This window comes from Streptomyces sp. NPDC093801 (genome assembly GCF_040701585.1).
Taxonomy (GTDB): Bacteria; Actinomycetota; Actinomycetes; order Streptomycetales; family Streptomycetaceae; genus Streptomyces.
In genome coordinates, this window is sequence record NZ_JBFBDP010000004.1 from 1 (window position 1) to 23,810 (window position 23,810).

20 protein-coding genes are annotated in these 23,810 nt (G+C 75.5%); 8 read left to right on the forward strand and 12 right to left on the reverse strand.

Going from position 1 to position 23,810, the window contains the following annotated elements; translation table 11 throughout:
• A partial coding sequence (locus tag AB0469_RS05160; protein ID WP_366449951.1) for an IS30 family transposase occupies positions 1-310 on the forward strand: 310 nt, incomplete at its 5' end.
• Positions 311-429: 119 nt separating this feature from the next.
• On the opposite strand, the gene AB0469_RS05165 is transcribed toward AB0469_RS05160, so the two are convergent.
• The 4 genes from AB0469_RS05165 to AB0469_RS05180 form a co-directional block, all read right to left on the reverse strand.
• Positions 430-1,497 (reverse strand): lactonase family protein, encoded by a 1,068-nt coding sequence (locus AB0469_RS05165; RefSeq protein WP_366449952.1) that lies wholly within the window; start codon positions 1,495-1,497, stop codon positions 430-432.
• Between the two features lie 54 nt (positions 1,498-1,551).
• Complete coding sequence (locus AB0469_RS05170) at positions 1,552-2,691, reverse strand: nitric oxide synthase oxygenase (RefSeq protein WP_366449953.1); 1,140 nt, start codon at positions 2,689-2,691, stop codon at positions 1,552-1,554.
• A 225-nt stretch (positions 2,692-2,916) separates the two neighbouring features.
• Complete coding sequence (locus AB0469_RS05175) at positions 2,917-3,492, reverse strand: GNAT family N-acetyltransferase (RefSeq protein ID WP_366449954.1); 576 nt, start codon at positions 3,490-3,492, stop codon at positions 2,917-2,919.
• A gap of 46 nt (positions 3,493-3,538) precedes the next feature.
• Positions 3,539-5,044: an FUSC family protein gene (locus AB0469_RS05180; protein ID WP_366449955.1), complete on the reverse strand. Its 1,506-nt coding sequence runs from the start codon at positions 5,042-5,044 to the stop codon at positions 3,539-3,541.
• A 336-nt stretch (positions 5,045-5,380) separates the two neighbouring features.
• Between AB0469_RS05180 and AB0469_RS05185 the strand changes: the two genes are divergently transcribed.
• The gene (locus AB0469_RS05185) at positions 5,381-7,012 is read left to right on the forward strand and encodes an FAD-dependent monooxygenase (RefSeq protein WP_366449956.1); all 1,632 of its coding nucleotides are present in this window, start codon (positions 5,381-5,383) and stop codon (positions 7,010-7,012) included.
• On the opposite strand, the gene AB0469_RS05190 is transcribed toward AB0469_RS05185, so the two are convergent.
• The 3 genes from AB0469_RS05190 to AB0469_RS05200 all read right to left on the reverse strand — a co-directional run bounded on the left by AB0469_RS05190 (position 7,009) and on the right by AB0469_RS05200 (position 9,983).
• The gene (locus AB0469_RS05190) at positions 7,009-7,440 is read right to left on the reverse strand and encodes a universal stress protein (RefSeq protein WP_366449957.1); all 432 of its coding nucleotides are present in this window, start codon (positions 7,438-7,440) and stop codon (positions 7,009-7,011) included. The genes AB0469_RS05185 and AB0469_RS05190 overlap by 4 nt on opposite strands.
• A 10-nt stretch (positions 7,441-7,450) precedes the next feature.
• The gene (locus AB0469_RS05195) at positions 7,451-8,971 is read right to left on the reverse strand and encodes an APC family permease (RefSeq protein ID WP_366449958.1); all 1,521 of its coding nucleotides are present in this window, start codon (positions 8,969-8,971) and stop codon (positions 7,451-7,453) included.
• 418 nt (positions 8,972-9,389) lie between these two features.
• On the reverse strand, positions 9,390-9,983 hold the full coding sequence (locus tag AB0469_RS05200; RefSeq protein WP_366449959.1) for a histidine phosphatase family protein: 594 nt from the start codon (positions 9,981-9,983) through the stop codon (positions 9,390-9,392).
• A gap of 81 nt (positions 9,984-10,064) precedes the next feature.
• Here AB0469_RS05200 and AB0469_RS05205 point away from each other — a divergent pair, with 81 nt between their 5' ends.
• On the forward strand, positions 10,065-10,775 hold the full coding sequence (locus tag AB0469_RS05205) for a YoaK family protein (protein ID WP_366449960.1): 711 nt from the start codon (positions 10,065-10,067) through the stop codon (positions 10,773-10,775).
• Positions 10,776-10,784: 9 nt separating this feature from the next.
• On the opposite strand, the gene AB0469_RS05210 is transcribed toward AB0469_RS05205, so the two are convergent.
• Positions 10,785-12,170 carry a deoxyribodipyrimidine photo-lyase gene (locus AB0469_RS05210; RefSeq protein ID WP_366449961.1) on the reverse strand — a complete coding sequence of 462 codons (1,386 nt, stop codon included), beginning with the start codon at positions 12,168-12,170 and terminating at the stop codon, positions 10,785-10,787.
• A gap of 68 nt (positions 12,171-12,238) precedes the next feature.
• Between AB0469_RS05210 and AB0469_RS05215 the strand changes: the two genes are divergently transcribed.
• Complete coding sequence (locus AB0469_RS05215; protein WP_366449963.1) at positions 12,239-12,718, forward strand: Lrp/AsnC family transcriptional regulator; 480 nt, start codon at positions 12,239-12,241, stop codon at positions 12,716-12,718.
• A 200-nt stretch (positions 12,719-12,918) separates the two neighbouring features.
• Here the strand turns inward: AB0469_RS05215 and AB0469_RS05220 are convergent, their stop codons facing one another.
• A complete protein-coding gene (locus tag AB0469_RS05220) occupies positions 12,919-14,292 on the reverse strand; it encodes an MFS transporter (protein ID WP_366450232.1) in 1,374 nt (457 codons plus the stop codon).
• A gap of 188 nt (positions 14,293-14,480) precedes the next feature.
• Here AB0469_RS05220 and AB0469_RS05225 point away from each other — a divergent pair, with 188 nt between their 5' ends.
• Positions 14,481-15,335: a helix-turn-helix domain-containing protein gene (locus AB0469_RS05225; protein ID WP_366449964.1), complete on the forward strand. Its 855-nt coding sequence runs from the start codon at positions 14,481-14,483 to the stop codon at positions 15,333-15,335.
• Positions 15,336-15,412: 77 nt separating this feature from the next.
• Positions 15,413-16,489: an FAD-dependent oxidoreductase gene (locus AB0469_RS05230; RefSeq protein WP_366450233.1), complete on the forward strand. Its 1,077-nt coding sequence runs from the start codon at positions 15,413-15,415 to the stop codon at positions 16,487-16,489.
• Here AB0469_RS05230 and AB0469_RS05235 read toward each other — a convergent pair.
• From AB0469_RS05235 to AB0469_RS05245, 3 genes are all read right to left on the reverse strand, one after another.
• Positions 16,475-17,302 carry a hypothetical protein gene (locus AB0469_RS05235; protein WP_366449965.1) on the reverse strand — a complete coding sequence of 276 codons (828 nt, stop codon included), beginning with the start codon at positions 17,300-17,302 and terminating at the stop codon, positions 16,475-16,477. The genes AB0469_RS05230 and AB0469_RS05235 overlap by 15 nt on opposite strands.
• A gap of 69 nt (positions 17,303-17,371) precedes the next feature.
• Entirely contained in the window at positions 17,372-18,298 is a 927-nt protein-coding gene (gene mltG / locus AB0469_RS05240; RefSeq protein WP_366449966.1) for an endolytic transglycosylase MltG, read from the reverse strand.
• A 62-nt stretch (positions 18,299-18,360) separates the two neighbouring features.
• Positions 18,361-20,247, reverse strand: coding sequence for an ABC transporter ATP-binding protein (locus tag AB0469_RS05245; RefSeq protein ID WP_366449967.1), 1,887 nt, complete (start codon positions 20,245-20,247; stop codon positions 18,361-18,363).
• Positions 20,248-20,334: 87 nt separating this feature from the next.
• Between AB0469_RS05245 and AB0469_RS05250 the strand changes: the two genes are divergently transcribed.
• A complete protein-coding gene (locus AB0469_RS05250; protein WP_366449968.1) occupies positions 20,335-20,805 on the forward strand; it encodes a MarR family transcriptional regulator in 471 nt (156 codons plus the stop codon).
• A gap of 64 nt (positions 20,806-20,869) precedes the next feature.
• Entirely contained in the window at positions 20,870-23,788 is a 2,919-nt protein-coding gene (locus AB0469_RS05255) for an FAD-binding and (Fe-S)-binding domain-containing protein (protein WP_366449969.1), read from the forward strand.
• Positions 23,789-23,810 lie beyond the last annotated feature (22 nt).

Sequence of the window (23,810 nt, forward strand, 5' to 3'; positions counted from 1 at the left end):
CCAGACCCTGCCCTCCCACCTCAAGCGGTCCCTGACCTGGGACCAGGGCTCGGAGATGGCCTCGCACCGCTCCTTCACCATCGCCACCGACGTCCCCGTCTACTTCTGCGACCCCGCCAGTCCCTGGCAGCGCGGCTCCAACGAGAACACCAACGGACTGCTGCGGCAGTACTTCCCCAAGGGCACCGACCTCTCGGCCCACACCCGCGACCACCTCGACGCCGTCGCGGCCCAGCTCAACGGCCGCCCACGCAAAACGCTCGACTGGGAAACCCCAGCCGAGCGCCTGCATAAACTCCTCGCGGCCTGATCAAACCGACCACGTGTTGCAACGACCCCTAGAAACCGCCCGCTTCCGGGCGGGCCCTCTTCGTCGTACCGGCGCCCGGTCCGGCCCGCCTCCGGAGCCGCCGCGGACGGCGGCGGAGTTCAGCCGAGGACCACGCAGGAGGCCGCCGGCGCGGGCATGGAGCCCGCCCGGACCGGGCGGCCGGTCCGGGGGTCCACGTCGAACCAGGTGACGTCCCCCGAGCGCTCGTTGGCCGCGTACAGGCGGCGCCCCGCCGGGTCCGCGGCGAGGTCGCGCGGCCACCGGCCGCCACAGCCGACGGTGCTCGTGGCCCGCGGCTCCTCGGGGCCGCCGGCGAGCGAGAACGTGACCAGGGTGTCGGTCCCGCGGACCGCCGCCCAGACGAAACGGCCGTCGGACGAGACGATGATCGCCGAGGGATGGGCCCGTACGCCGTCCAGGCCGCCCGCTGGGGCGACCGGGACCTCCGCGACCGGGTCGAGCAGGCCCGGGTCCGCGTTCCAGCGGCAGACGGTCAGCAGCGGCTCCAGCTCGTGCAGGACGTAGACCACCGCGCCCGACGGGTGGAAGGCGAGGTGGCGCGGACCCGTCCCGGCGCGCAGCGAGGCCACGGCGTGGACGCGCGGCCCGCCGCCGGCCGGGCCGGGCGCGAGGACCCGCACCTCGTCGGTGCCGAGGTCCACGGCGAGCACCCAGCGGCCGGAGGGGTCGGGCAGCACCTGGTGGGGGTGCGGGCCCGTCTGCCGGTCGGCGTCGGGACCGGAGCCCTCGTACGCCAGGACCGCGGCGGGCGCCGAGACCCCGCCGTCGGCGGCGAGCGGCAGGCTGCTGACGCTGCCGGAGGCGTAGTTGGCGGTGAGCAGCCTGCCCCCGGCCAGGCAGAGGTGGGTGGGGCCCGCGCCGCCGACCGCGACGGGAGCGCCGAACGGGGCGAGCCCCGCGGCGGTGGGGCGGAAGGCTCCCGCCGCACCCCGGTCGGCCTCGCTGACCGCGTAGAGCACACCCGCGCCCCGGTCGAGCGCGAGGTACGAGGGGTCCGGCAGGGAGCCCTCCGCCGAGAGCGGGGTCAGCGCCCCCGTGGCCGGATCCACGGCCGCGGTGATGACACCGCGGCCGCCCCCCGAGGTGAACGAGCCGATGTAGGCCCGGTGTCCGCCGCCGTGGTCCGTGCTGTGCGCGCCGTCCACCGGTGCCCCTCTCCGCCGTCCCGGATCCGTTCCGAGCCGACCGTAACAGAAGGTCTAGACCAAGTCCCGTCCCCGGGCCCGTTCCTGAGCGCCCTCGTGGTGCACGTACGCGGTCGCGCTCGGCCGGTCCTCGTAGGTCCGGTGGAAGACGGGGGTGGCGGCGCCGGAGATGGGCGGGACGATCCAGGACCAGTCCGCGCCCACCGGGCGGCCCTTGCTCTCCTCGCGCTCCAGGTGGGAGAGGAACCGGCGGGACTCGGTGTGGTGGTCGGCGATGGTGACCCCGGCCCGGTCGAAGGAGTCCAGCACGGCCCGGTTGAGCTCGACCAGGGCCCGGTCCTTCCAGAGCGAGCGGTCGCTGGAGACGTCCAGGCCGAGCCTGCGGGCGACGGCCGGGAGGAGGTGGTAGCGGTCGGTGTCGGCGAGGTTGCGGGCCCCGATCTCGGTGCCCATGTACCAGCCGTTGAAGGGGGCGGCCGTGTAGTGGATGCCGCCGACCTCCAGGCACATGTTGGAGATGGCCGGAACGGCGTGCCAGCGCAGCCCCCAGTCCGACCAGTCGTCCCGCTCGTCGGGGTGGCGGATCGGCACCTCCAGCACGGCGTCGGCGGGGGTGTCGAACCAGCGGGGCTTGTCGTCGACGCCCTGGACCACCAGGGGCAGGAGGTCGAAGGGGGTGCCCGGGCCGCCGGCCCAGCCGAGGCGCAGCAGGGCCTCGGTGAGCGGTCTGTTGCGGGCGTCGCCGACGGTTATCGACGGGTGGTCCCCGTAGCCGGCGTAGCGCACGAGCTGCTCGCTCCAGATCAGCGGGCCCGGCCGGCCCGGGGCGTCCGGGGCGAAGACCGTGATCGTGGGCCGGACCCGGCCGCCGTTGGTGGCCTCCCGCAGGTGCTCGAAGCACTCGGCGGCGATGTCCTCGGCGTCGGTCAGCCCGCGGCGGTCGCGGACCCGCAGCGAGTTCCAGTAGAGCCGGCCTATGCAGCGGTTGCTGTTGCGCCAGGCCACCCGGGCCCCGTGGACCAGCTCCTCGGGGGTGTGGCGGTAGGTGCCGGTCTCCGCGAGCTCGGCCCGTACGGCGGCGAGCCGGGCGCGCGGATCACCGGCCTGCGGATTCTCCCGGTGGAAGAGCCGGATGAACTCCTCGGCTTCCTCCCACACCTGAGCGTCGCTCGAGTGCTTCTGCAGAATTTCCATTCCGGGCGGTTACCCCCTGTCCGGACAGATCCACCCTGTACGTGCCGGATGAATGTGCAGTGAACAATCACCCGTTGTACATGCCGCAGGTCAGCGCCGGACCCCTGGCGCCGGCGGAACACCCGTCCGGGTGATCTTCAACCATTGGCCTGCGGTGGGGCGGTGGGGTGCCGTACCATCCCCGGAATTCCGGGAGTCGGGGCGCCGGCCGGCGGGTGGGCCGGGTCAGCCGCAGGGGCGGCTCATGAACAGCGCCTGCTCCCCCGCCGCCGGTGTGCCGTCGTAGAGGGCGGTGTCCAGGCCGCAGAGGGTGAAGCCCATCCGCCGGTAGGCGTGCACGGCGGGCGCGTTGACCGAGCTGACCTCCAGCCACAGGTGAGCGGCGCCCCGTTCGCGGGCGAAGCCGGCCGCGAGGTCCATCAGGGCCCGGCCGATGCCGCGGCCCCGGTGGGCCGGCGCGACCTCGATGTCCTCGACGGTCAGGCGCCGGTTCCAGGGGGCGTAGCGGACGGCGGCGAACCCGCACAGGACGTCGCCGTCGAGGGCGACGAAGGTCCGGGCGTGCCCGTCCCCTCCCTCCCCCTCGGCGCCGGACCCGCCCGGCTCCTCGGGGTCCCCCGGCGGGAAGACCTTGTGGAGCGGCGGGTCCACCGGCACCTCGCGCAGGGCGAACCCGCCCTCGGAGCGGTCGACCTCGAAGACGGTCGGGGTGCGGAAGGAGCCGTCGAGGGCCTCGATGGCCGCCCGGTCCCCGGGGCGGGCGGTACGGAACGCGACGGTCGGGGCGCCTGGGGTGGTCATGTCCCCGACCGTACCGGCGCCCCGACCCGCGCGGGGGCGCTTGCCGTCAGGCCGTGACGACCAGCGGGTCGCGGGGGTCGGTGCGCAGCGGGGTGGCGAGGGCGGCCAGGGCCGTTTCGAGGCCGTGCAGGTGCGCCAGGGCCGGCTCGGCTCCCGCGGGGCCGGCCGGGGTGGCGGGGGCGGCGCCCTCCGCCGTGCCCTGCGGGGCGGTGAGCGCCTCCACGGCGGCCTCGACCCGCCAGCAGGCGGCGGCGAGCCGGGCGTCGTGGGAGGCCTGGGGGTCGGCGGCGACGGAGACGAGCCCGCGCACCTCGCGGGCGCAGTCGTCGAGCAGGGCCAGGACCTGGCGGGCACGGGCCTTGCGGGCGCGCAGCGGGCTCAGCGGGTGGACCAGCGGTGCGAGCGCCATCCGGACCCGGGCCAGGAGCAGCTCCAGTTCGGCGGCGTGCGGGGCGGGGTCGGCGTCGGGGTCGCCGGCGAGGCGGTCGAGGGAGGCCGCGGTGGAGGCCCGGACGCAGTGCAGGGCGCGCTGGATCCAGGCGTCGTTGGCGGCGTGCGTGGTGACCGGAAGGATCAGGGTGACGCCGAGGGCCGCGCCGAGCGCGCCGGCGGCGGTCTCCTCGAAGCGCAGGAGCAGCAGCCCTGGGTGGAGCACGCCGAGGAGCCCGTAGAGCAGCCCGGCCATGACGGTGACGAAGAACATCATCCAGGAGTACGAGGGGGCGGCCGTGTAGAAGATGCCGAACACGCAGACGGCGACCAGGGCGGCGGTGGGCGCGGGGGCGCCGTGCAGGGGTACGGCGATCAGCAGGCCGGCCGCGATGCCCACGACGGTGCCCAGGACCCGGCGGAAGCCGCGGACCAGGGTCTCGCCGCGCGAGGCGGTGTTGACGAAGATCCACCAGGCGGTGCCGACGGCCCAGTACCAGCGGTCCTCGGACAGGAACTGGCCGACGCCGAGGGCGAAGGCGCAGGCGGCGGTGGCCTGGAAGGCCTGGCGGGTGGTGGGCCGGGCGAGGCCGGTGCCCGGCAGCGGCGGCGGGGCGGCGGCCGGGGGCGTGCGGCGCTCGATGGGCCACAGCACGAACCGGACGGCCCCGGCCGACAGCAGCGCCAGGGCGACGGCGGCGAACAGCTCGGGCAGCTGGGCGGGCCGGGCGTGCAGGAACTGGGTGACGAAGAACATCATGAAGGCGAAGATGCCGAGGGCGTGCCCGCGCGGCCCCCACCGGCGGGCGTAGACCCCGGCGAAGACGACGGCGAGCCAGGCCGCGTCGCGCACGGGCGGCATGCTGTGCAGGGAGGTGGCCAGGACCAGGACGGGGAAGCCGGCGACGGGCAGCAGGGCGGTGGTCACCCGCTGGGCGCGGACGTCCGCGTCGAGGACGGTGAACAGCGCGAGCAGGGCCGCCAGCCCGCCGGTGATGGAGGCCGTGAGCGAGAGCCCCGCCAGTTCGGCCGTGGCGACGGCGAGGCCGGTGCCGATCACCGCGCGCGTCGAGTTCCTGAGTCTGGTGCGCCCCGGATCCGGAGCCGTGAACATCCTCTTCATGGCGGTGTGCCGCCCCCCTCGGAGTGGTGCGCGCCGTGCCGGCGTCCGCCCGGGGGTGGTGGGCGGCGTACGGGCACGGCGAAGGCGCCGCGCTCCGGTCCGGCGTCGTTGCCGGCCGGCGCTGCGCGGCGCCGAAAGTACATGGATACGACACAGATAAGCATCCGCAGGGGCATTGGCTCAAGGCGGGCTCCCCCCGCTGGGCCGTTGGCCCTGCTCCCGGGGTGCGTTTCCGGCCACGGGCGGGCCAACGGACCGCCGGTGGCCGGGTCGTCCGCATCGGTCCCGGGACGTGCCGGGTGGCGGGGCTCCGGCGCCGGTGGCCACGATGGACGCATGAGCGGCGGAGCGGCGGACGTGCTCGTCGCGGGCGCGGGCCCGGTGGGGCTGACGGCGGCGGTGGAGCTGCGCCGGCGGGGGGTGTCCTGCCGGATCGTGGACCGGCTGCCGGGCCGGCTGCCGTACGCGAAGGCCGTGGGCGTCCAGCCGCGCACGCTGGAGCTGTGGGACCGGATGGGCCTCATCGCGGACGCGCTGGAGGTGGCGGTCCCGCTGCGCGGGCAGCTGGTCTACGTCGACGGCGAGGAGCGGGAGCCGGTGCGGATGGCGCTGCCGCCGGAGGTGCCGTACGGGTTCGCCGCGCTGCCGCAGTACGAGACGGAGCGGATCCTGGAGGCCTTCCTGGCCCGCTTCGGGACCCGGATCGAGCGGGACACGGAGCTGGTGTCCTTCACGCAGGACGACGACGGGGTGACTGTCCTGTTGACGGGACCCGACGGCGGCGAGGAGCTGCGGACCCGGTACCTGGTGGGGTGTGACGGGGCGCACAGCACCGTCCGCAAGGGGCTGGGGCTGGCCTTCGGGGGCGGGGCCTTCCCCGAGGAGTACATGCTGGCCGACGTGGAGGTCGGCTGGGACCTCCCGTACGGGTACGCCGTCCGGGCGGTGCACCACGACGCCGGCGGGCGGATCGACGACCTGCTGGTCTGCATCCCGCTGCCCGGGCCGGGGCGCTACCGGATGTCCATGCCGGTACCGCCGGAACTCTCCGCGGCCGCCGCGCCGGCGGCGGGCGACGCGGTGGCGCACGGGCTGGAGGGGTCCCGGGCCCCCGCCCTGTCGGACGTCCAGGCCGTGCTGGACCGGATGGCGCCCCGGCCGGTGACGGCCTCCGCGATGCGCTGGTCCTCTGTGTTCCGGATCAGCCACCGGATCGTGGACCGCTACGGCGACGGGCGGGTCTTCGTCGCCGGGGACGCGGCGCACATCCATCCGCCGACCGGCGCGCAGGGGATGAACACGGGCATCCAGGACGCCTGGAACCTGGCCTGGAAGCTGGCCCTCGCCGTCGGCGGCCGCGCACACCCGGGGCTGCTGGCCAGCTACGACGCCGAGCGGCGGCCGGTCGGCGAGGAGGTGGTCGGCCGGACCGTGCGCCACGCCCGCCGGACCCTCGGGGCGGCCGACGGGAAGACGGACGCGCTGCTGCGGGAGGCCCAGCTGCTGGTCGGCTACCGCGGCAGCCCGGTCGTCCGCGGCCCCCTCCCGGGGGAGGCCGGCGGTACCGGACCGGGGCCCGGCGACCGGGCGCCCGACTGCGGCGGGCTGGCCGGGGAGGTCCCCGCCTATCCGCTGCGGCTCCACGACCTGCTGAGGGACCGCGAGCACGTGCTGCTGGTGTACACCGACGGCGCGTGGGACGCGTACGTCCCCGGACTCGCCGCACTGACGGGCGGGTCGCCGGCGGGGCGGCTCACGGCGTACGCGGTCCTCACCGAGGGCGGGACCGCGCCCGCCGGGGCCACGGAACTGCCCGTGTACCGCGACGCGCGGGGCGAGTTCGCCCTGCGCTACGGGGTGCGGGAGCCGACCGCCTTCGTGGTGCGCCCGGACGGCTACCTGGGGGCGCGGCTGTGCCCGCCGACCGCCGAGGGGCTGGCCGGCTACCTCGCGGGGGTCTTCTCCTAGGCGGTGTCCCTGGCCGGTTCGGTCGGGACGCACAGGACCGGGACCGGGGAGAGGTGCAGGAGCTTGTGCGGGGTCGAGCCGAGCAGGGCGCCGCGGATCGGGCTGTCACCCCAGGTGCCGACGATGATGACCCGGGCGCGGTGCTGTTCGGCGGCGGCGAGCAGGGCCTGGGCCGGCCGGTCGTCCATGACCTCGACGGTCGAGGGGACCCCGGCCTCGTCGGCGGCCTCGACGGCCCGCGCGAGCGCGCTGCGGCCCGCCTGGAGGACGGCCTCGCGGTGGGCGCGGTACTCCTCCCCCGCGGCACCGGGCGCGGCTGCCCCGTAGACGAGGACCAGCGGTTCCCCGAAGGCGGAGGCCACCTCCAGCGCGACGCGCAGGGCGCGCTCCGCGCCGGGGGACTCGTCGTACCCGAGGACCACGGACATCCGGACCTCCTCAGTTCCTCCGGCCGCGGACGAGGGCCGGGTCGACCACGCCCCGGCGCTCCTGCCAGAACCTGCCGTCGCGGACCCTCCAGAAGCACATGAGGAGCACGCCGACGGCCGCGATGCCGATCCCGATCACCAGGGGCGGGCCGAGGCCGAACCAGGAGACCCCGCTGGCCGAGTTCCCCGGGTCGGACATGTCCCCGATGGACTCCACGAGCAGCCAGGCCAGCAGCGCGGCGCCGAGCAGCGGGCCGAGGCCGATCAGCACGAAGTTGTGCACGTTCGCCAGAAGGTGGCGGCGGTAGTAGACGGCGCAGGCCACGCCGGTGAGCGCGTAGTAGAAGGCGATGAGCAGCGAGAGCGCGGTGAGGGAGTCGAGCAGGGCGTTCTCGCTGATCTGGTTGACGGCGAGGTACCAGCCGATGGCGATGGCGGCCACCCACCAGGTGCTGACGTCGGGGGTGTGGAAGCGGTGGTGGATGTGGGCGAGGTGCGGGGGCAGGGCGTGCCGGCGGGCCATGGACAGTGCGGTGCGGGAGGCCGGGATGATCGTGGTCTGGGTGGAGGCGAGGGCGGAGGTGCAGACGGCGAGGAGCACCATCCAGTCCCAGCCGCCCATCACCTCGTGCGCGAGGACGGCGAAGATCGCCTCCTCCTCCCCGGCGTTCTCGGCGAGGAAGGCGGTCCCGGCGTAGGCGACGATGGCGAAGCCGACGGCCAGGTAGGTGACGAGCAGGATCAGGGTGGACCAGATGCCGGCCTTGCCGGGCGCGGTGGCGGAGTCCTCGACCTCCTCGGTGAGGTTGACGGCGGACTCCCAGCCCCAGTAGATGAACACGCCGAGCAGCAGGCCGCCGGTGAGCGCGGCGCCGCCGGCGCCGAAGGGGTTGAGCCAGGTGACGGACGGGTGGACCGCGTCGAGGGTGCTGGTGCCGGCGTAGACCCGGTAGAGGGCGACGACGGCGAAGACCAGGAGGAAGAGGACCTGGGCGAGGATGAGGATGTCCTGGAAGTGCGCCGACACCTCGGTGCCGATGACGCACATCGCGGTCATCGCGAGGATCACCACGACGGCGAGGGTCTGGCGGACCAGGGTGTCGGCGGCCAGGCCGTCGAGGCCGGCGGCGAGCAGCCCGAAGTGGACGGCGACGTCGGCGAGGGAGCCGATGACGAGGACGCCGGTCATGGTGATGGCCCAGCCGCCGAGCCAGCCCGCCCAGGGGCCCATGGCGCGGCTCACCCACGAGAAGGTGGTGCCGCAGTCCTGGTCGACCTTGTTGAGGTAGTAGAAGGCGGCGGCGATGAGCAGCATCGGCACGAAGGAGGCCAGCATCACGCCCGGGGCGTAGATCCCGACGAGGGCAACGATCGGGCCGATGACGGCGGCCAGGGAGTAGGCGGGCGAGGTCGAGTTCAGGCCGATGACGAGCGCGTCGAGGAAGCCGATCGCGTTGGCCTCGAGGGTGTCCTCGCCGGAGGCGGCGTCGGGGAGGCTGCCCTCCGGTCGGCCGCGGTCGCCCTGGTCCATGTACGCATGGTCACGCGGGGGGCGGTGGCGCGCGAGGCGGCACGGGTCGTCCGGGTGGCGTCGTCCGACGCCCCGGCGGGGGGCCGGGCCGGGGCTGCGCGGTGCCGGGACCTGCCGGCGGCGCGGAGCGCGGCCGGTGCGCCGCACATCGGGATCGGCGGGATCGCGGCCGGGCTGCACGCGGTGCCGGAGCTCCCGCCGGGTACCGGGGAGGCGGCCCTGCGCGCGGTCCGCCGGCAGGGCCCGGCGCCGGAGGCGCTGCGGCCGTACCGGCACCCGGAGAGCGCCGTGCCGCCGCGGGACGGGCCGGTGCCGGGCTGCGGCATCCCGTCCGGGCACGCCTTCGCGGCGGCCCTGGACGCGCTGTGCCGGGCGCTGCCTGGGCCGCGGTGCCGGGTGAGGACGGCCGGGTGGGGCCTCAGGGGCGGGTGTTCCAGCCCGCCACGACCGGGAGGCCGTGCTCCGTGGAGAGCACGCTGACGGTGCCGGTGCGCAGCAGGAAGAGCCGGCCGTGCGTCGGGGGCAGGCCGAGGTAGCGGGCGGTCAGGACGCGCAGGAAGTGGCCGTGGGCGACGAGTACGACGTCGCCCCCGTCGGCGCCGAGCACCTCGCCGGCCCGGGCCAGGACCCGGTCCGCGCGGGCGCCGACCTGCTCGGCGTCCTCGCCCGGGTGCCGGGCGTCGCCCGGCGGGACGCCGTCGGTCCACAGCGACCAGTCGGGCCGGGTCCGCCGGATGTCGGCGGTGGTGACGCCCTCGTAGCCGCCGTAGTCCCACTCGTGGAGGTCGGGGTCGGGGATCCCGCCGGTGAGCCCGGCGAGTTCGGCCGTGGCGACGGCCCGGCTCAGCGGGCTGGTCAGCACCAGTGCGGGGTGCCGGTCGCGGAAGTAGGGGGCCAGCGAGAGGGCCTCGTCGGCCCCGCGGGCGGTCAGCGGGACATCGGTGAGCCCGGTGTGCCGCCCGTTGGCGCTCCACGCCGTCTCGCCGTGCCTCACCAGCAGAAGATCACTCATGTCCCGGACCCTACGGGGTGGGTGCTCGTGCCCGGCATGTCGGACCGGTGGAGCGGGGCGGGCGTGTCACTGTCGGGCGTCATGGACGTGCGTGCGTGCGGGCGGCTGACCCTCCTGCTGCTGGTGCTGACCTGGGTGACCGGGCTGATCGAGGCGGTCAGCCTGCTGGCCCTGGGGCCGGTGTTCACCGCCATGCAGACGGGCAACGTGCTGTTCCTGTCGTTCGGGCTGGCCCATGAGGGGCACCTGCCCGCGCTGGCCTCCGGGGTGTCCCTGCTGTCGTTCTCGGCGGGGGCGGTGTGCGCGGCCCGGCTGGAGGGGGCGGCGCAGGCCCGGGGGCGGTCCTGGTTCGTGCTCGGGCTGTCCGTCGAGGCGGCGCTGATCACCGTGGCGGCGGCCATCGGCTGGGGACTGGCGCCGCGGTACGGGGCGCCGACGGCCCGGCACCTGATGACGGCGTCCGCCCTGGCGGTGGCGATGGGATTCCGCAACGTCACGAGCATGCGGGTCAACCTGCCCGGGGTGCCGACCACCCTGGTCACCCGCTCCATGACGGCCCTGCTCGGCGGGTCGGCGCTCGGGCGCGACAGCGCCTTCGGGTACGGGACGGGGGCGTGGGGGCGGCGGGCGCGGGCGGTGGCCTCCATGTTCGCGGGCGGGCTGACGGGGGCGCTGCTGGTGCGGGCCGGGTGCCCGGTGAACTGGCTGCTGCTGCCCGCGGCCGCCGTGGTGCTGGGGGTGGCCCTGACGTACGTGAGGCAGCCGGCCGTGCGCGGTCTCGGGTGCTGCTGACCCGGTGGCCTAACGCGTGGCGCCCGGCCGTCCCGCGCGGAAGCGGGCCTGTGCCTCGGAGAGGTCCACCACCGGCTCGGGGTAGTCGTACCGGGCCCGCTCCTCGGCGGGCAGCCGCCAGGGTTCGTGGACGCGGGGCGCGGGCAGGGCGGCCAGTTCGGGGACCCAGCGGTGGACGTAGCGGCCCTCGGGGTCGTACCTCAGGCCCTGGCGGACGGGGTTGAGGACCCGGTTGGGGCGGGTGTCGGTGCCGGTGCCGGCCACCCACTGCCAGTTGAGCTGGTTGTTGGCGAGGTCCCCGTCGACGAGGAGGTCGAGGAAGTGCCGGGCTCCGGTGCGCCAGTCGGCGTAGAGCGTCTTGGCGAGGAAACTGGCGGCGATCAGCCTGCCCCGGTTGTGCATCCAGCCCTCGTGGCGCAGCTGGCGCATGGCCGCGTCGACGACCGGGTAGCCGGTGCGGCCGTCCTTCCAGGCCTGGACCTCCTCCTCGGCGTGGCGGCCGGTGCGCCAGTGGTCGTGCCGGGCGCGGTAGTCCTCGGCCGCGGCCGAGGGGCGGGCGGCGAGGACCTGGTGGTGGAAGTCGCGCCAGCACAGCTGCCGGACGAAGGCCTCGGCGCCGGGGCCGCCGGCGGCGCGGGCGCGCTGCACGGCCTCGACGGGCGAGAGGGTGCCGAAGTGCAGGTGCGGGGAGAGGCGGGAGGTGGCGTCGGCGGCGAGGTCGTCGTGGGCGTCCTCGTACGCGGCGATGCCGGAGCGCAGCCAGCGGGTCAGCAGCCGGCGGGCTTCCGCCTCCCCGCCGCGCGCCAGGCCCGGGGAGGTCCCGGTGACGGCGGAGCGGCGGGGCGGGTCCTCGGACCCGATGCCGTCCGGGACGCGGACGACGCGCGGGGCGGCGCCCGCCCTGCGCGTCGGCAGCTCGCTCCAGCGGCGCAGGTACGGGGTGAAGACGGCGAAGTGGTCGGAGCCCGGGCCGCTGGGGAGCACCGCGCCGGGGGCGACCGCCGTCACGACCGCTTCGTGCGCGTGGAGGCCGGCGCCCTGCTCCCCCAGGGCGGTGCGCAGGCGCCGTTCTCGGGCCTGGGCGTAGCCGCTGACGCCGGCGGCGAGGTGGACCTCGCAGGCGTCGGCCTCCCGGGCGAGGGCGCAGACCTCCTCGACCACGTCGCCGGAGCGCAGGACGAGGCGGCCGCCGCGCTCGCGCAGTCCGGTGTCGAGGTCGGCCAGGCAGTCGGCGAGGAAGGCCGTCCGGTTCGGCACGGCGAAGCCGGCGCGCTCGACGGCCCGGTCGCGGACGAAGAGCGGCACCACCCGGTCGCAGGAGGCGAGGGCGGCCCGCAGCGGCGGGTGGTCGTGCAGGCGCAGGTCGCCGGTGAACAGGACCACGGCGGTCTTCACGGAGCTGGTCTCCCCCCGTCCGATGCATGGGCGATCCGGGCTTGCAGGACCATTGGTACATTCCTGTCATGGCGGTGGACGAGCTCGACACCCGGATCCTGCGTCTGCTGATCGAGCAGCCGCGCACCAGTGTCCGCGAGTACGCCCGGATCCTCGGCGTGGCGCGCGGGACCCTCCAGGCCCGGCTGGACCGGCTGGAGCGCACGGGGGTGATCACCGGCAGCGGCCCCGTGCTCTCCCCGGCCGCGCTGGGGCACCCGGTGCTCGCCTTCGTGCACATCGAGGTCACCCAGGGGCACCTGGACGACGTGGGCGACGCCCTGGCCGCCGTGCCGGAGATCATCGAGGCCTTCTCGATCACCGGCGGCGGGGACCTGCTGACGCGGGTGGCCGCCCGGGACAACGCCCATCTGGAGGACGTGATCCAGCGGTTGATCCGGCTTCCGGGGGTGGTCCGCACCCGGACCGAGGTGGCGCTGCGGGAACGGGTCGCGCACCGGCTGCTGCCGCTGGTCGAAGCGGTGGGACGGGCGGCCCGCACCCCCTGACGGGTCGGCCCGGAACCGGCACGACCGGCGGGGCGGGCCCGGGCGGGGCGGGCACGACGGATGGCCTCCCGATCCTCCCCGGAGGCGGTCGACGCCGTGCCGGAAGGTACCGGGCCGGCCGCCGTGCCGACCGCGGCGGCCTCCGCCGAGGATCGGCCGGACCCGCCCGGGACCCGGTGAGCGGGGCCGCAGCCCGGGGCTCAGCCCATGACGCGCGGCAGGCGCAGGCTGAGCAGGACCGTCAGGGCGATCAGCCCGAGCTGCACGAGGAGGGTCACGGCGAGGGCGTCCCGCATCCCGGACCCCGCGGCCAGCGCGAGGAAGAGGCTGCCGACGGTCGCCACGCCCAGGGCGAGCGAGGACTGCTGCGTGGTCACCATGACCCCGCCGCCCACCCCGGCCCGGTCCGCCGGCACGTCCGAGAGCATCAGCCGCATGAGCACCGGCAGTTGGAGGCCCTGCCCCAGGCCCGCGACGGCCACGCCGGGGGCGAGGGCCGCGAGCCCCAGGTCAGGCCAGCCGCGCCAGACGGTCACCAGCAGCAGGCCGATGCCGGCCGCCTGGACGATCCCGCCGGCGGTGACGACCCGGCTGCCGAAGCGCCCGACGAGCCGGGGCCCGGCGAGCGAGGCGGCGAAGAAGGCCAGGGCCATCGGCACCAGGGCGAGCCCCGCCGACACCGGGCCCATCCGCAGCCCCTGCTGGAGCGCGACGGCGACGACGAACATGAAGCCGCTGAAGCCGATCGAGAACGGCAGCAGCATCACCAGCCCGCGCCGCAGCGACACCAGCCGCAGCAGGCTCGGCGGTACCAGCGGGGTGCGCCCGAGGCGGTCGGCGCGGCGCTCGGTCAGGTAGAAGGCCGCGGCGGCGAGCGGGGAGACGGCCAGCGAGAGCCAGGTCCACAGCGGCCACCCGGCCGCCCGGCCCTCCGTCAGCGGCAGCAGCAGGGACACGAGCGTGAGGCCCAGCAGCAGGGTGCCGGGGACGTCGACCGACGCCGGGCGCTCGGAGCGGGTCTCCGGGACGGCCCGGACGGCGAGCACCAGCCCGAGCAGCACCACCGGCACGTTCACCAGGAACACCGACCGCCAGCCGGAGCCGGCCACGTCGGCGGCCACCAGCACCCCGCCGAGGATCTGCCCGGCGACCATCGACAGTCCGGCGGTGGCCCCGTACAGGCTCATCGCGCGGGCCCGGCGCGGCCCCCGGGTGGTGGCCTGGATGGTGGCCAGCACCTGCGGCAGCATCAGCGCCGCCGCGGCGCCCTGGGCCACCCGCGCCCCGACCAGGGTCCAGGCGGTGGGGGCCAGGCCGCAGGCGAGGGAGGTGGCCCCGAAGGCCGCCATGCCGACGAGGAACAGCCGGCGCCGGCCGGCCGTGTCACCGAGGCGGCCGCCCAGCACCAGCAGCACCGAGTAGGCGACCCCGTAGCCGCCGACGACCAGCTCCAGCATGGCCGGACCGGCGGCGAGGTCGCTGTCGATGGCGGGCAGCGCCACGTTGACGATGAAGAAGTCGATGAGCGGCAGGGCCGCGCCCAGCAGCACGGTGAACAGCCCGAGCGGCGAGATACCCCCGGACCCGCCGGCCGGGGCCGGGTCGGAGGCGGGGGCGGGGGCGGACGGAAGGGGTGGCGTGCGTACGGTCGTTTCGGTCACGCAAGAGACGATCCTCCACCGCTGAGCCTGGTACCAGAGTCTCCTTATCCTGGTACCGGCAGTACCTGGAAACCGGCTGCGCGATGCGGCAGGCTGGACCCATGACCACTGTGGCCCCACCGAGCGACCTGCGCCGGCACGAGCTGGCCGACTTCCTGCGCAGCCGCCGCGAGCGGATCACCCCCGAGCAGGTCGGGCTGGCCCGCGGCCGCCGCAGGCGCACGCCCGGGCTGCGCCGCGAGGAGGTCGCCCAGCTCTCGGCCGTCGGCGTCACCTGGTACACCTGGCTGGAGCAGGCCCGGGAGATCCAGGTCTCCCCGCAGGTGCTGGACGCCCTCGCGCGCGCCCTGCTGCTGGACTCCACCGAGCGCGCGCACCTGTTCGCCCTGGCGGGCGGCGTCGACCCGGCGCCGGACACCCGGTGCCCGAGCGTGACCCCGGCACTGCGGGCCATGCTCGACCAGCTGGACCCGATCCCGGCGTGCGTGCAGAACAGCCGGTACGACATCCTCGCGTACAACTCCACGTACGGGCGGCTCCTGTGCGACCTGGACCGGCTGCCGCGCGAGGACCGCAACTGCATGTGGCTGGCCTTCACCAACGCCGACTGGCAGGCGTCCCTCGCCGACATGCCGGACGTCAACCGGCTGATGGCGGCCAAGTTCCGCGCCTCGATGGCCGGCCACCTGGCCGAACCCGCCTGGAAGGCCCTCCTGGCCCGTCTGGAGGCGGCCTCGCCGGAGTTCCGCGAGATCTGGGCGCGGCACGAGGTGGTCGGGCTGGGCAGCAACAGGAAGTACATCCGCAACGCCCACGTGGGCCTGCTCCGCCTGGAGCACACCAGCCTGTGGCTGGGCCCGGCGGCGGGCCCCCGCCTGACGACCTTCGTCCCGCTGGACGAGGAGACCCGCCTGCGCCTGGAGGAACTCCGCTCCCTGGCGCCGGCCGCGGCCTGAGGCCGGGGCGGATCCGGTCCGCTCTCCCCGGGGGGAAGATCCCGCACACCCCGCGAGTTGGTAGAACCGTGAACGAAATGGTGCGGGACGCGGTGGACGTGGACGTGGTGGTCGTGGGGGCCGGGCAGGCGGGACTCTCCAGCGCCTACCACCTGGCCCGGGCCGGCATCGGGCACGTGGTGCTCGACCACTCCCCCCGCCCGGGCGGGGCCTGGCAGTTCCGGTGGCCCTCGCTCACCTACGGCCGGGTGCACGGGATGCACTCCCTGCCCGGGATGGAGCTGACCGGCGCCGATCCGCTGCGGCCGTCGTCCGAGGTGATCGGGGAGTACTTCGCGACGTACGAGGAGCGGTTCGGGCTGCACGTGCGGCGGCCCGTGGACGTGACGGCCGTGCGCGAGGGCGGGGGCGGGCGGCTGCTGGTCGCGTCGCCGGCCGGGAACTGGTCGGCCCGCGCCCTCGTCAACGCCACCGGGACCTGGGACCGGCCGTTCTGGCCGCGCTACCCGGGGCAGGAGCTGTTCCGGGGACGCCAGCTGCACACCGCGGGCTACCCGGGACCCGGGGAGTTCGCCGGAGCCCGGGTGATCGTGGTGGGCGGGGGCACCTCGGCGGTGCAGCACCTGCTGGAGATCTCCGAGGTGGCGGCGGCGACCACCTGGGTCACCCGCAGGCCGCCCGTGTTCCGCGACGGGGATTTCGGCGAGGCCGAGGGCCGGGCGGCGGTGGCGCTGGTGGAGGAGCGGGTGCGCCGGGGCCTGCCCCCGCGGAGCGTGGTCAGTGTGACCGGGCTGCCGCTCAACGCGGCCGTCCGGGCGGGGCTGGAGTCGGGGGTGCTGGACCGGCTGCCGGTCTTCGACCGGATCACCCCGTCCGGGGCCGCCTGGGCCGACGGGCGGCGCGTGGAGGCCGACGTGATCCTGTGGGCCACCGGCTTCCGGCCCGCCGTCGACCACCTGGCCCCGCTGCGGCTGCGCGAGCCGGGCGGCGGGATCCGGATCGAGGGCACGCGGGCGGTGCGCGACGAGCGGGTCCACCTGGTCGGCTACGGGCCCTCGGCGTCGACCGTCGGCGCCAACCGGGCGGGCGGGGCCGCCGTCCGGGAGATCCGCCGCCTGCTGGCCCGGGGTCCGGCGGTGTCAACCCTGGCGTGAGCCGGCCGGACCTCCGACGGGGAAGCACCGGTCGGCCGTACCGGACTGCTCGGCGTCCGCGCTCGCGTACACCCGGACGGTGCCGTCGCCGGTCCGGACGACCGGATCCGTCCAGTGCTCTTCGGGGCGGGGGACGAGCACGTGCGCGAGGGCGCGCTCGGCGTCGTAGACCAGGAGCGAGACGATCCGGTACAGCCAGTCCCCGAAGTCCCCGAGCCCCTGCGCCGGGTGGTCGGCGGGGCCGCCGATGCGGATCACGTAGAAGCGGTCGTCCGCCCAGTGACCGCCGTTGTCCAGCCGCTCCCCCTCGCCGACGGGCGTGCCGTCCACCCACAGCAGGGCCTCGTCGGGGCCGCCGCGGAGCAGGAGCACCGCCCGGTGGCGGTCGTCGGGGGTGAAGTGGACGCGGACCTCGTGCGGGGTCCAGCAGTCGATGAACCGGCTGCAGGCCCCGGGGACCGGTCCGGAGCGCAGGCGGGTCCCGGCGGCGGGTTCCGGGTCGCGGCCGCAGACGCCGGGGGCGCGGCAGGGCCGGTCCACGCGCCGGGAGCAGCCCAGGCCCATGGCGGCGACGTCGCGGGGCGCGGCCCGGGACAGGAGTGCCGCGAGGTGTGCGCGGTAGTGGTCCGCGCCGAAGCGGGCGGTGAGCTCGCGCTCGCCGTGCCACCAGGCGGCCAGCTCGGCGCCTTCGGGCGAGCGTGCCAGCCAGTCCCCCCAGTCCCCGGCCCCGTCCTCGGCCGCGGCCTCCGGCGGCCGGGGCTCCCCGGTGGTGCCGGGTCCACGGCGCTTGCGCGCGCTCCATGGCCATCGCACCGGCCGCCCCCGCTCTTCCCGCATCCCGGACCGGGGCCGATCGCAGGCGGGCGGTGGCGGGGCCGCCTCTCATTTCGGGGGTGAGGCCGGGCTGGCGGGCCGGGCCGGGGGGCCGGCCTGGGCGCGGGCCGGGCGGCCGGGGGCCGTGGCGGCGGGTGTGCCGGTGGCCGCCGCGCGCAGCCGGTTGAACTCCGCCACGTGCTTGCGGTGTTCCTCGTAGGTGGCGGAGAAGCGGGTGTCGCCGGGCTTCACCGTGACGAAGAACAGCCAGTCGCCCGGGGTCGGCGCGACCGCGGCCGCCATGGCCTGGAGGCCGGGGCTGTCGATGGGGGTGGGCGGCAGGCCCTGGCGCTCGTAGGTGTTGAAGGGGTGGTCGATCCGGGTGTCCGCGAGCCGGGTGTCCACGGTGGTGCGGTTCAGCGCGTAGTTGAGGGTGGAGTCCATCTGGAGGGGCATCGACCGGGCGAGCCGGTTGTGCACCACCCGGGCGACCTTGCCCATGTCCGCCGGGTTGTCGGCCTCCGCCTCGATGATGCTGGCGAGGGTGGCCGTCTGGTACGGGGTCATGCCGTGGGCCCGGCCGCCGTCGGCGACGGCCTTGGTGGCGAGCTTCTGGTTCGCCGTCCGCACCATGGCGGCGAGCAGGGTGGCCGGGGTGGACTTCGAGGTCACCGGGTACGTAGCCGGGAACAGGTAGCCCTCCGGGTTGCCCCTCGCCTCGGCGGGCAGCGGCAGGCCGGCCGTGGCCACGGCCGATGCGGTGGCGCCCGCGGGGAGCCGGAGCTCCTTGTCGATGGCGGCGTAGACCTGCGGGGCGCGCCATCCCTCGGGGATCAGCAGGCGGCGCGGTTCCTCGGGCGCCTGCGTACGGGACAGCTGGGGGGCGAGGACCGCCGCCCCGAACCCGATCCCGAGCAGTGCGGTGAACAGGAGCAGCAGACGGCCTCGGCGGGTGAGCCGGGAGCGGTGCTGCGGCGGCTGGTACGCGTGAGGCATACCGGCACGCTAGCGCTCATACCGTGAGGTTCCCGGCATCACACCCCGCTGCGGTCATACCATCACACGTTCACCGGAGCCGGTGCGGCGTCCGCGTCCCGCCCCCGCTCGGGCGCCCGCCCCTTCTGGGGCGTGTGCGCGGCGTCGCGGTCCCGGCGCACCAGCGCGGCATAGCGGCCACCGGCCCCCAGCAGCTCCTCGTGCGTACCGCGTTCGGCGATGCGGCCGGCGTCCAGGACGACGATCTGGTCGGCGTCCCGGATGGTGGAGAGGCGGTGCGCGATGGTGATGGTGGTGCGGCCCCGCGAGAGGTTGTCGATGGCCCGCTGCACGGCGTGCTCGGTGCGGGTGTCGAGGGCGCTGGTGGCCTCGTCCAGGATGAGCACCGGCGGGTCGCGCAGGATGGTGCGCGCGATGGCCAGGCGCTGCTTCTCGCCCCCCGAGAAGCGGTAGCCGCGCTCGCCGACCAGGGTGTCGTACCCGTCGGGCAGGGACTCGATGTGCTCGTGGATCTGCGCCGCGCGGGCCGCCTCGGCGATCTCCTCGTCGGTGGCGTCGGGCTTGGCGAAGCGCAGGTTGTCGGCGACCGAGGCGTGGAAGAGGTAGGTCTCCTGGGAGACCACGCCTACGGAGCGGGCCAGCGAGTCGAAGTCCAGGTCGCGCACGTCCACTCCGTCGAGGACGACCTTTCCGCCGGTCACGTCGTAGAGGCGGGGCACCAGGTAGCTGAGGGTGCTCTTGCCGGATCCGGTCGGCCCGACCACGGCCAGGGAGCCGCCCGCCGGGACCGTGATGTCGATGCCGGTGAGGGTGGGCCCGGCCTTGGCCTCGTACGCGAAGTGCACGTCCTCCAGGCGGACCTCGCCCTTGGCGCGGCCCAGCCGGACCGGCTCCTCGCGCTCGGTGATGTCCACCGGCAGGTCGAGGTACTCGAAGATCCGGGCGAAGAGGGCGAGCGAGGTCTGGATCTGCACCCCGGTCGACAGCAGGCTCACGGCCGGCCGGAACAGCCCCTGCTGGAGGGTGACGAAGGCGACGAGGGTGCCGACGGAGAGCGTGGGGGCGCCGGTCCGCAGGGCGATGCCGGCGGCCCAGTAGATCATGGCGGGCATCGCCGCCATCACGATGCCGATGGTGGACATCCGCCAGCGCCCGGCCATGCTGGAGCGCACTTCGAGGTCCACCAGCTTCTCCGACTCCTCGGCGAAGGCGGCGGTGAGGGACTCGGAGCGGCCCATGGTGCGGCCGAGCAGGATGCCGCTGACCGACAGCGACTCGGTGACCGTGGCGGCCATGGCGGCCATCTGCTTCTGCCGCTTCGTGGTGATCTTCTTGCGCTCGCGCCCGACGCGGCGGCTGATCCACACGAAGACGGGCAGCAGGAGCAGGGAGACGAGGGTGAGCCGCCAGTCGAGCGCGAGCATCGCGACGACGGAGGCGACGACGGCGGTCAGGTTCGACACCAGCGAGGTCGCGGTCGAGGTGACCGTCGCCTGCATGCCGCCGATGTCGTTGGCTATGCGGGACTGGACCTCGCCGGTCCGGGTCCGGGTGAAGAAGGCCAGCGGCATCCGCTGGAGCTGGGCGTAGACGGCGGTGCGCAGGTCGTGCATGACGCGCTGGCCGACCGTGGTGGAGATGAGCGTCTGGAGCACGCCGAACACGCTGGTCACGACCGCCGTCAGGATCATGCCGAGCGCCAGCAGGCTGAGCAGCCCGGTACGGCCCTGGGGGATCGCGACGTCCAGGATCTCCTTGAGCAGGAACGGCGAGGCGACGCCGACCAGCGAGGACGCGCCGACCAGTGCGCCGACGACGGCGAGGCGCCCGCGGTAGGGGCGGAACAGGCCGAGGATGCGGCGCAGCTCGCGCGGCCGGTCGGCAGGGGCCGGGCGGCTGGGGTCGAGGGCTACGTTCGATGGGGTCCACTTCGGCTCTTCGCTGTGCATGGGCCTCCTTCCGCCGGGGACTCCGAATGAGCCTAGCTCATTGTTACCTATACTCACAATGAATCCTGTCCTGCTACTGTTCCCAGTATGAGCACCGGTTCCGAGACCGACACCCGCGATTCGACCGACGGCGTCCTCGCCGAGCAGCTGCTGCGCCTCACGCGCCGGCTCCACCGCATCCAGAAGCGCCACATGGAGCCGCTCGGGATCACCCCGGCCCAGGGCCGGCTGCTGCGGATCGTGGCGCACTACGGGGACGGCCCGCCGCCCCGCATGGCCGACCTGGCCGCGCGCCTGGAGGTCGTGCCCCGCGCCGTGACCACCCTCGTCGACGGTCTGGAGGCGGCCGACTGCGTGCGCCGCGCACCCGACCCCGCGAACCGGCGCGTGATCCGCATCGAGCTCACCGAGACCGGTCGCGCCACGCTGCGGCGACTGCGCAACGCGCGGACCGACGCGGCAGAGGAGATCCTGGCTCCGTTGACCGCCGGACAGCGCGAGGTGCTCGGCGGCCTGCTCGACGCGCTCGCGGACGTCCCGGCGGAGCGCCGCTGCTGAAACGGTCCCCCGGAGGGCGCCGCGGGCGGCGGGGCCGGGCGTCCGCACGGACAAGGGACCGCACATGCCGCTGCTCGAACCGAAGCCGGGAGCCCTGCGCCCGCGCCCCGGCGCCCCCGCCCCCGACCGGGTCCCCGACCGGACGGCCGCCGGCACCCCGCGGACCCTGCGCGAGGAGCTGACCGCCCTGCTCGGCGCCGAGAAGGTGCTGTGGCGGGTCTCCGACCTGGTCCGCTACGCCACCGACGCCTCCCCGTACCGGTTCGTCCCGCAGGTGGTGGTGGTCGCCGAGGACGTCGACGACGTCTCCGCGGTCCTCTCCTACGCCCGCGGCCGGCAGCGCGAGGTGGTCTTCCGCGCCGCCGGCACCTCGCTGAACGGCCAGGCGCAGGGCGAGGACATCCTGGTCGACGTACGCCGCCACTGGCGGGGCGTCGAGGTCCTGGACGCGGGGCGCCGCGCCCGGATCCGGCCCGGCACCACCGTCTTCCGCGCCAACGCCGCCCTCGCCCGCCACGGCCGGGTCCTGGGCCCCGACCCGGCCAGCGCCGTCGCCTGCACCCTGGGCGGGGTCGTCGCCAACAACTCCTCCGGCATGACGGCCGGCACCACGCGGAACGCCTACCGCACGCTGTCCTCCCTCACCCTCGTCCTGCCGACCGGGACCGTGGTGGACACGGCCGACCCCCTCGCCGACGAGGAACTGGCCCGCGCCGAGCCGGCCCTGTGCAGGGGGCTGATGGAGATCAAGCGGGAGATCGAGGCCGACCCGGCCCTCGTCGCCCGGATCCGGGCCAAGTACGAGATCAAGAACACCACCGGCTACCGGCTCGACGCCTACCTGGACGGCACCACACCCGTCGAGATCCTGCGCGGCCTGGCGGTCGGCTCCGAGGGCACCCTGGTCTTCATCGCCGAGGTCGTCCTCGACACCCTCCCCCTCGACCGCGAACTCTCCAGCGCGCTGCTCTTCTTCCCCTCCCTGACCGCTGCGGCCGCCGCGGTCCCGCTGTTCAACGCGGCCGGAGCCCTCGCCGTGGAACTGATGGACGGCAACACCCTGCGCGCCTCGGTCAGCGTCGCCGGGGTGCCCTCCGACTGGGCCGGGCTGCCCCGGGACACCGCCGCGCTGCTGGTGGAGTTCCGCGCCCCGGACGCCGCCGGGCGCGCGGAGTACGAACGCCGGGCGGCCGCCGTCCTGCCCTCGCTGGAGCTGGTCGCGCCGGTCCCCTCGGTCACCAACGCCTTCACCCGCGACCCGGCCGTCATCGCCGGCTACTGGAAGGCCCGCAAGGCCTTCGTCACCGCCGTCGGCGGGGCCCGGCCCCCGGGGACCACCCTGATCACCGAGGACTTCGCCGTACCGCCCTCGCGGCTCGCCGAGGCCTGCGGGGCGCTCCTGGCCCTCCAGGCGGAGCACGGCTTCGACGCGGCCGTCGCCGGGCACGCGGCCCACGGCAACCTGCACTTCCTGCTGGCCTTCGACGCCGCCCGGCCCGAGGACGTCGACCGGTACGCGGCCTTCATGGAGGCCTTCTGCCGGCTCACGGTGGAGCGGTTCGACGGCTCCCTGAAGGCCGAGCACTCCACCGGCCGCAACATGGCCCCCTTCCTGGAGCTGGAATGGGGGCCCCGGGCCACCGGGTTCATGTGGCGCACCAAGCGCCTGATCGACCCGGAGGGCGTCCTCGCCCCGCGCATCCTCCTCGACCGCGATCCGCGGGCCCACCTGCGCGGCCTGAAGACGATCCCCCGGGTGGAGGCGCTCGCCGACCCCTGCATCGAGTGCGGGTTCTGCGAACCGGCCTGCCCCAGCGGGGACCTGACGACCACTCCGCGCCAGCGGATCGTGCTGCGCCGCGAGATGATGCGCCAGCCGCCCGGCTCCCCGGTCCTCGACGGGCTGCTCGACGCCTACGGCCACGACGCCGTCGACACCTGCGCGGGCGACTCCCTCTGCGGGCCCGCCTGCCCCGTCGGCATCGACACGGGCGCGCTGATGCGGCACTTCCGCCACCGGCGGCACGGTCCGCGCGAGGAGCGCGCCGCCGCCCTGGCCGCCGAGCGGTTCCGTAGCGTGGAGGCGGCCGCGCGGCTGGCCGTGGCCGCCGCCGACCGGGCCGGGCACCGGCTGCCGGCCGCCGTCACCCGGGTGGTGCGCGAGGCGGTGCGCCCCGACCTGGTGCCGCAGTGGGCGCCGGGGATGCCCGGGGCGGCGCGGCGGCTGCCCCCGACCCGGCGGGTGGGCGCGGCCGCCGTGTACTACCCGGCCTGCGTCAACCGGATCTTCGGCGGCCCCGGCGACCGCTCCGGCCCCTCGCTGCCGGAGGCGGTGGTGACCCTCGCGGAGCGGGCGGGCAGGCCGGTCTGGATCCCCCGGAACGTGCGCGGCACCTGCTGCGCGACGATCTGGCACTCCAAGGGGTACGAGGCCGGCAACCGGCTGATGGCCGGCCGGATCGTGGCCGCCGCCTGGGGCTGGACCGCGGGCGGCCGGCTCCCGCTGGTGGTCGACGCCTCCTCCTGCGCCCTGGGCCTGTCCCGGGAGGTGGTCCCCCACCTGAGCGAGGACGACCGGGCCCTGCACGCGGAGCTGCGCATCGTGGACTCGGTCGTCTGGGCGGCCGAGGAGCTCCTGCCGCACCTGGAGGTCCGGCGCACCGTCGGGTCGGCGGTCCTGCACCCCACGTGCTCGATGCGGCACCTGGGCGACGAGGAGCAGCTGCGCACGCTGGCCGGGGCCTGCGCGGACGAGGTGGTGGTTCCGGACGGCGCGGGCTGCTGCGCCTTCGCGGGCGACCGGGGCATGCTGCACCCGGAACTGACGGCCTCGGCGACGCGGCGGGAGGCGGCGGAGGTGGCCGCACGGCCCTTCGACGCGTACCTGTCGGCGAACCGGATGTGCGAGGTGGGCATGGAACGGGCCACCGGGCACCCCTACGCCTCGGTCCTGCTCGCACTGGAGCGCGCCACACGGCCCTGAGCCGCGGCGCGCGGCTCCCCAC

What these genes read in the sequence shown, in the direction of transcription:
- AB0469_RS05215 (WP_366449963.1), top strand. Translation starts at nt 12,239, where the DNA reads ATGGCGGTGGACGAGCTCGACACCCGGATCCTGCGTCTGCTGATCGAG.
- AB0469_RS05200 (WP_366449959.1), bottom strand. Translation starts at nt 9,983, where the DNA reads ATGAGTGATCTTCTGCTGGTGAGGCACGGCGAGACGGCGTGGAGCGCC.
- AB0469_RS05255 (WP_366449969.1), top strand. Translation starts at nt 20,870, where the DNA reads ATGCCGCTGCTCGAACCGAAGCCGGGAGCCCTGCGCCCGCGCCCCGGC.
- AB0469_RS05230 (WP_366450233.1), top strand. Translation starts at nt 15,413, where the DNA reads ATGGTGCGGGACGCGGTGGACGTGGACGTGGTGGTCGTGGGGGCCGGG.
- AB0469_RS05190 (WP_366449957.1), bottom strand. Translation starts at nt 7,440, where the DNA reads ATGTCCGTGGTCCTCGGGTACGACGAGTCCCCCGGCGCGGAGCGCGCC.
- AB0469_RS05195 (WP_366449958.1), bottom strand. Translation starts at nt 8,971, where the DNA reads ATGGACCAGGGCGACCGCGGCCGACCGGAGGGCAGCCTCCCCGACGCC.
- AB0469_RS05205 (WP_366449960.1), top strand. Translation starts at nt 10,065, where the DNA reads ATGGACGTGCGTGCGTGCGGGCGGCTGACCCTCCTGCTGCTGGTGCTG.
- AB0469_RS05225 (WP_366449964.1), top strand. Translation starts at nt 14,481, where the DNA reads ATGACCACTGTGGCCCCACCGAGCGACCTGCGCCGGCACGAGCTGGCC.
- AB0469_RS05245 (WP_366449967.1), bottom strand. Translation starts at nt 20,247, where the DNA reads ATGCACAGCGAAGAGCCGAAGTGGACCCCATCGAACGTAGCCCTCGAC.
- mltG (WP_366449966.1), bottom strand. Translation starts at nt 18,298, where the DNA reads ATGCCTCACGCGTACCAGCCGCCGCAGCACCGCTCCCGGCTCACCCGC.
- AB0469_RS05185 (WP_366449956.1), top strand. Translation starts at nt 5,381, where the DNA reads ATGAGCGGCGGAGCGGCGGACGTGCTCGTCGCGGGCGCGGGCCCGGTG.
- AB0469_RS05250 (WP_366449968.1), top strand. Translation starts at nt 20,335, where the DNA reads ATGAGCACCGGTTCCGAGACCGACACCCGCGATTCGACCGACGGCGTC.
- AB0469_RS05175 (WP_366449954.1), bottom strand. Translation starts at nt 3,492, where the DNA reads ATGACCACCCCAGGCGCCCCGACCGTCGCGTTCCGTACCGCCCGCCCC.
- AB0469_RS05170 (WP_366449953.1), bottom strand. Translation starts at nt 2,691, where the DNA reads ATGGAAATTCTGCAGAAGCACTCGAGCGACGCTCAGGTGTGGGAGGAA.
- AB0469_RS05180 (WP_366449955.1), bottom strand. Translation starts at nt 5,044, where the DNA reads ATGAAGAGGATGTTCACGGCTCCGGATCCGGGGCGCACCAGACTCAGG.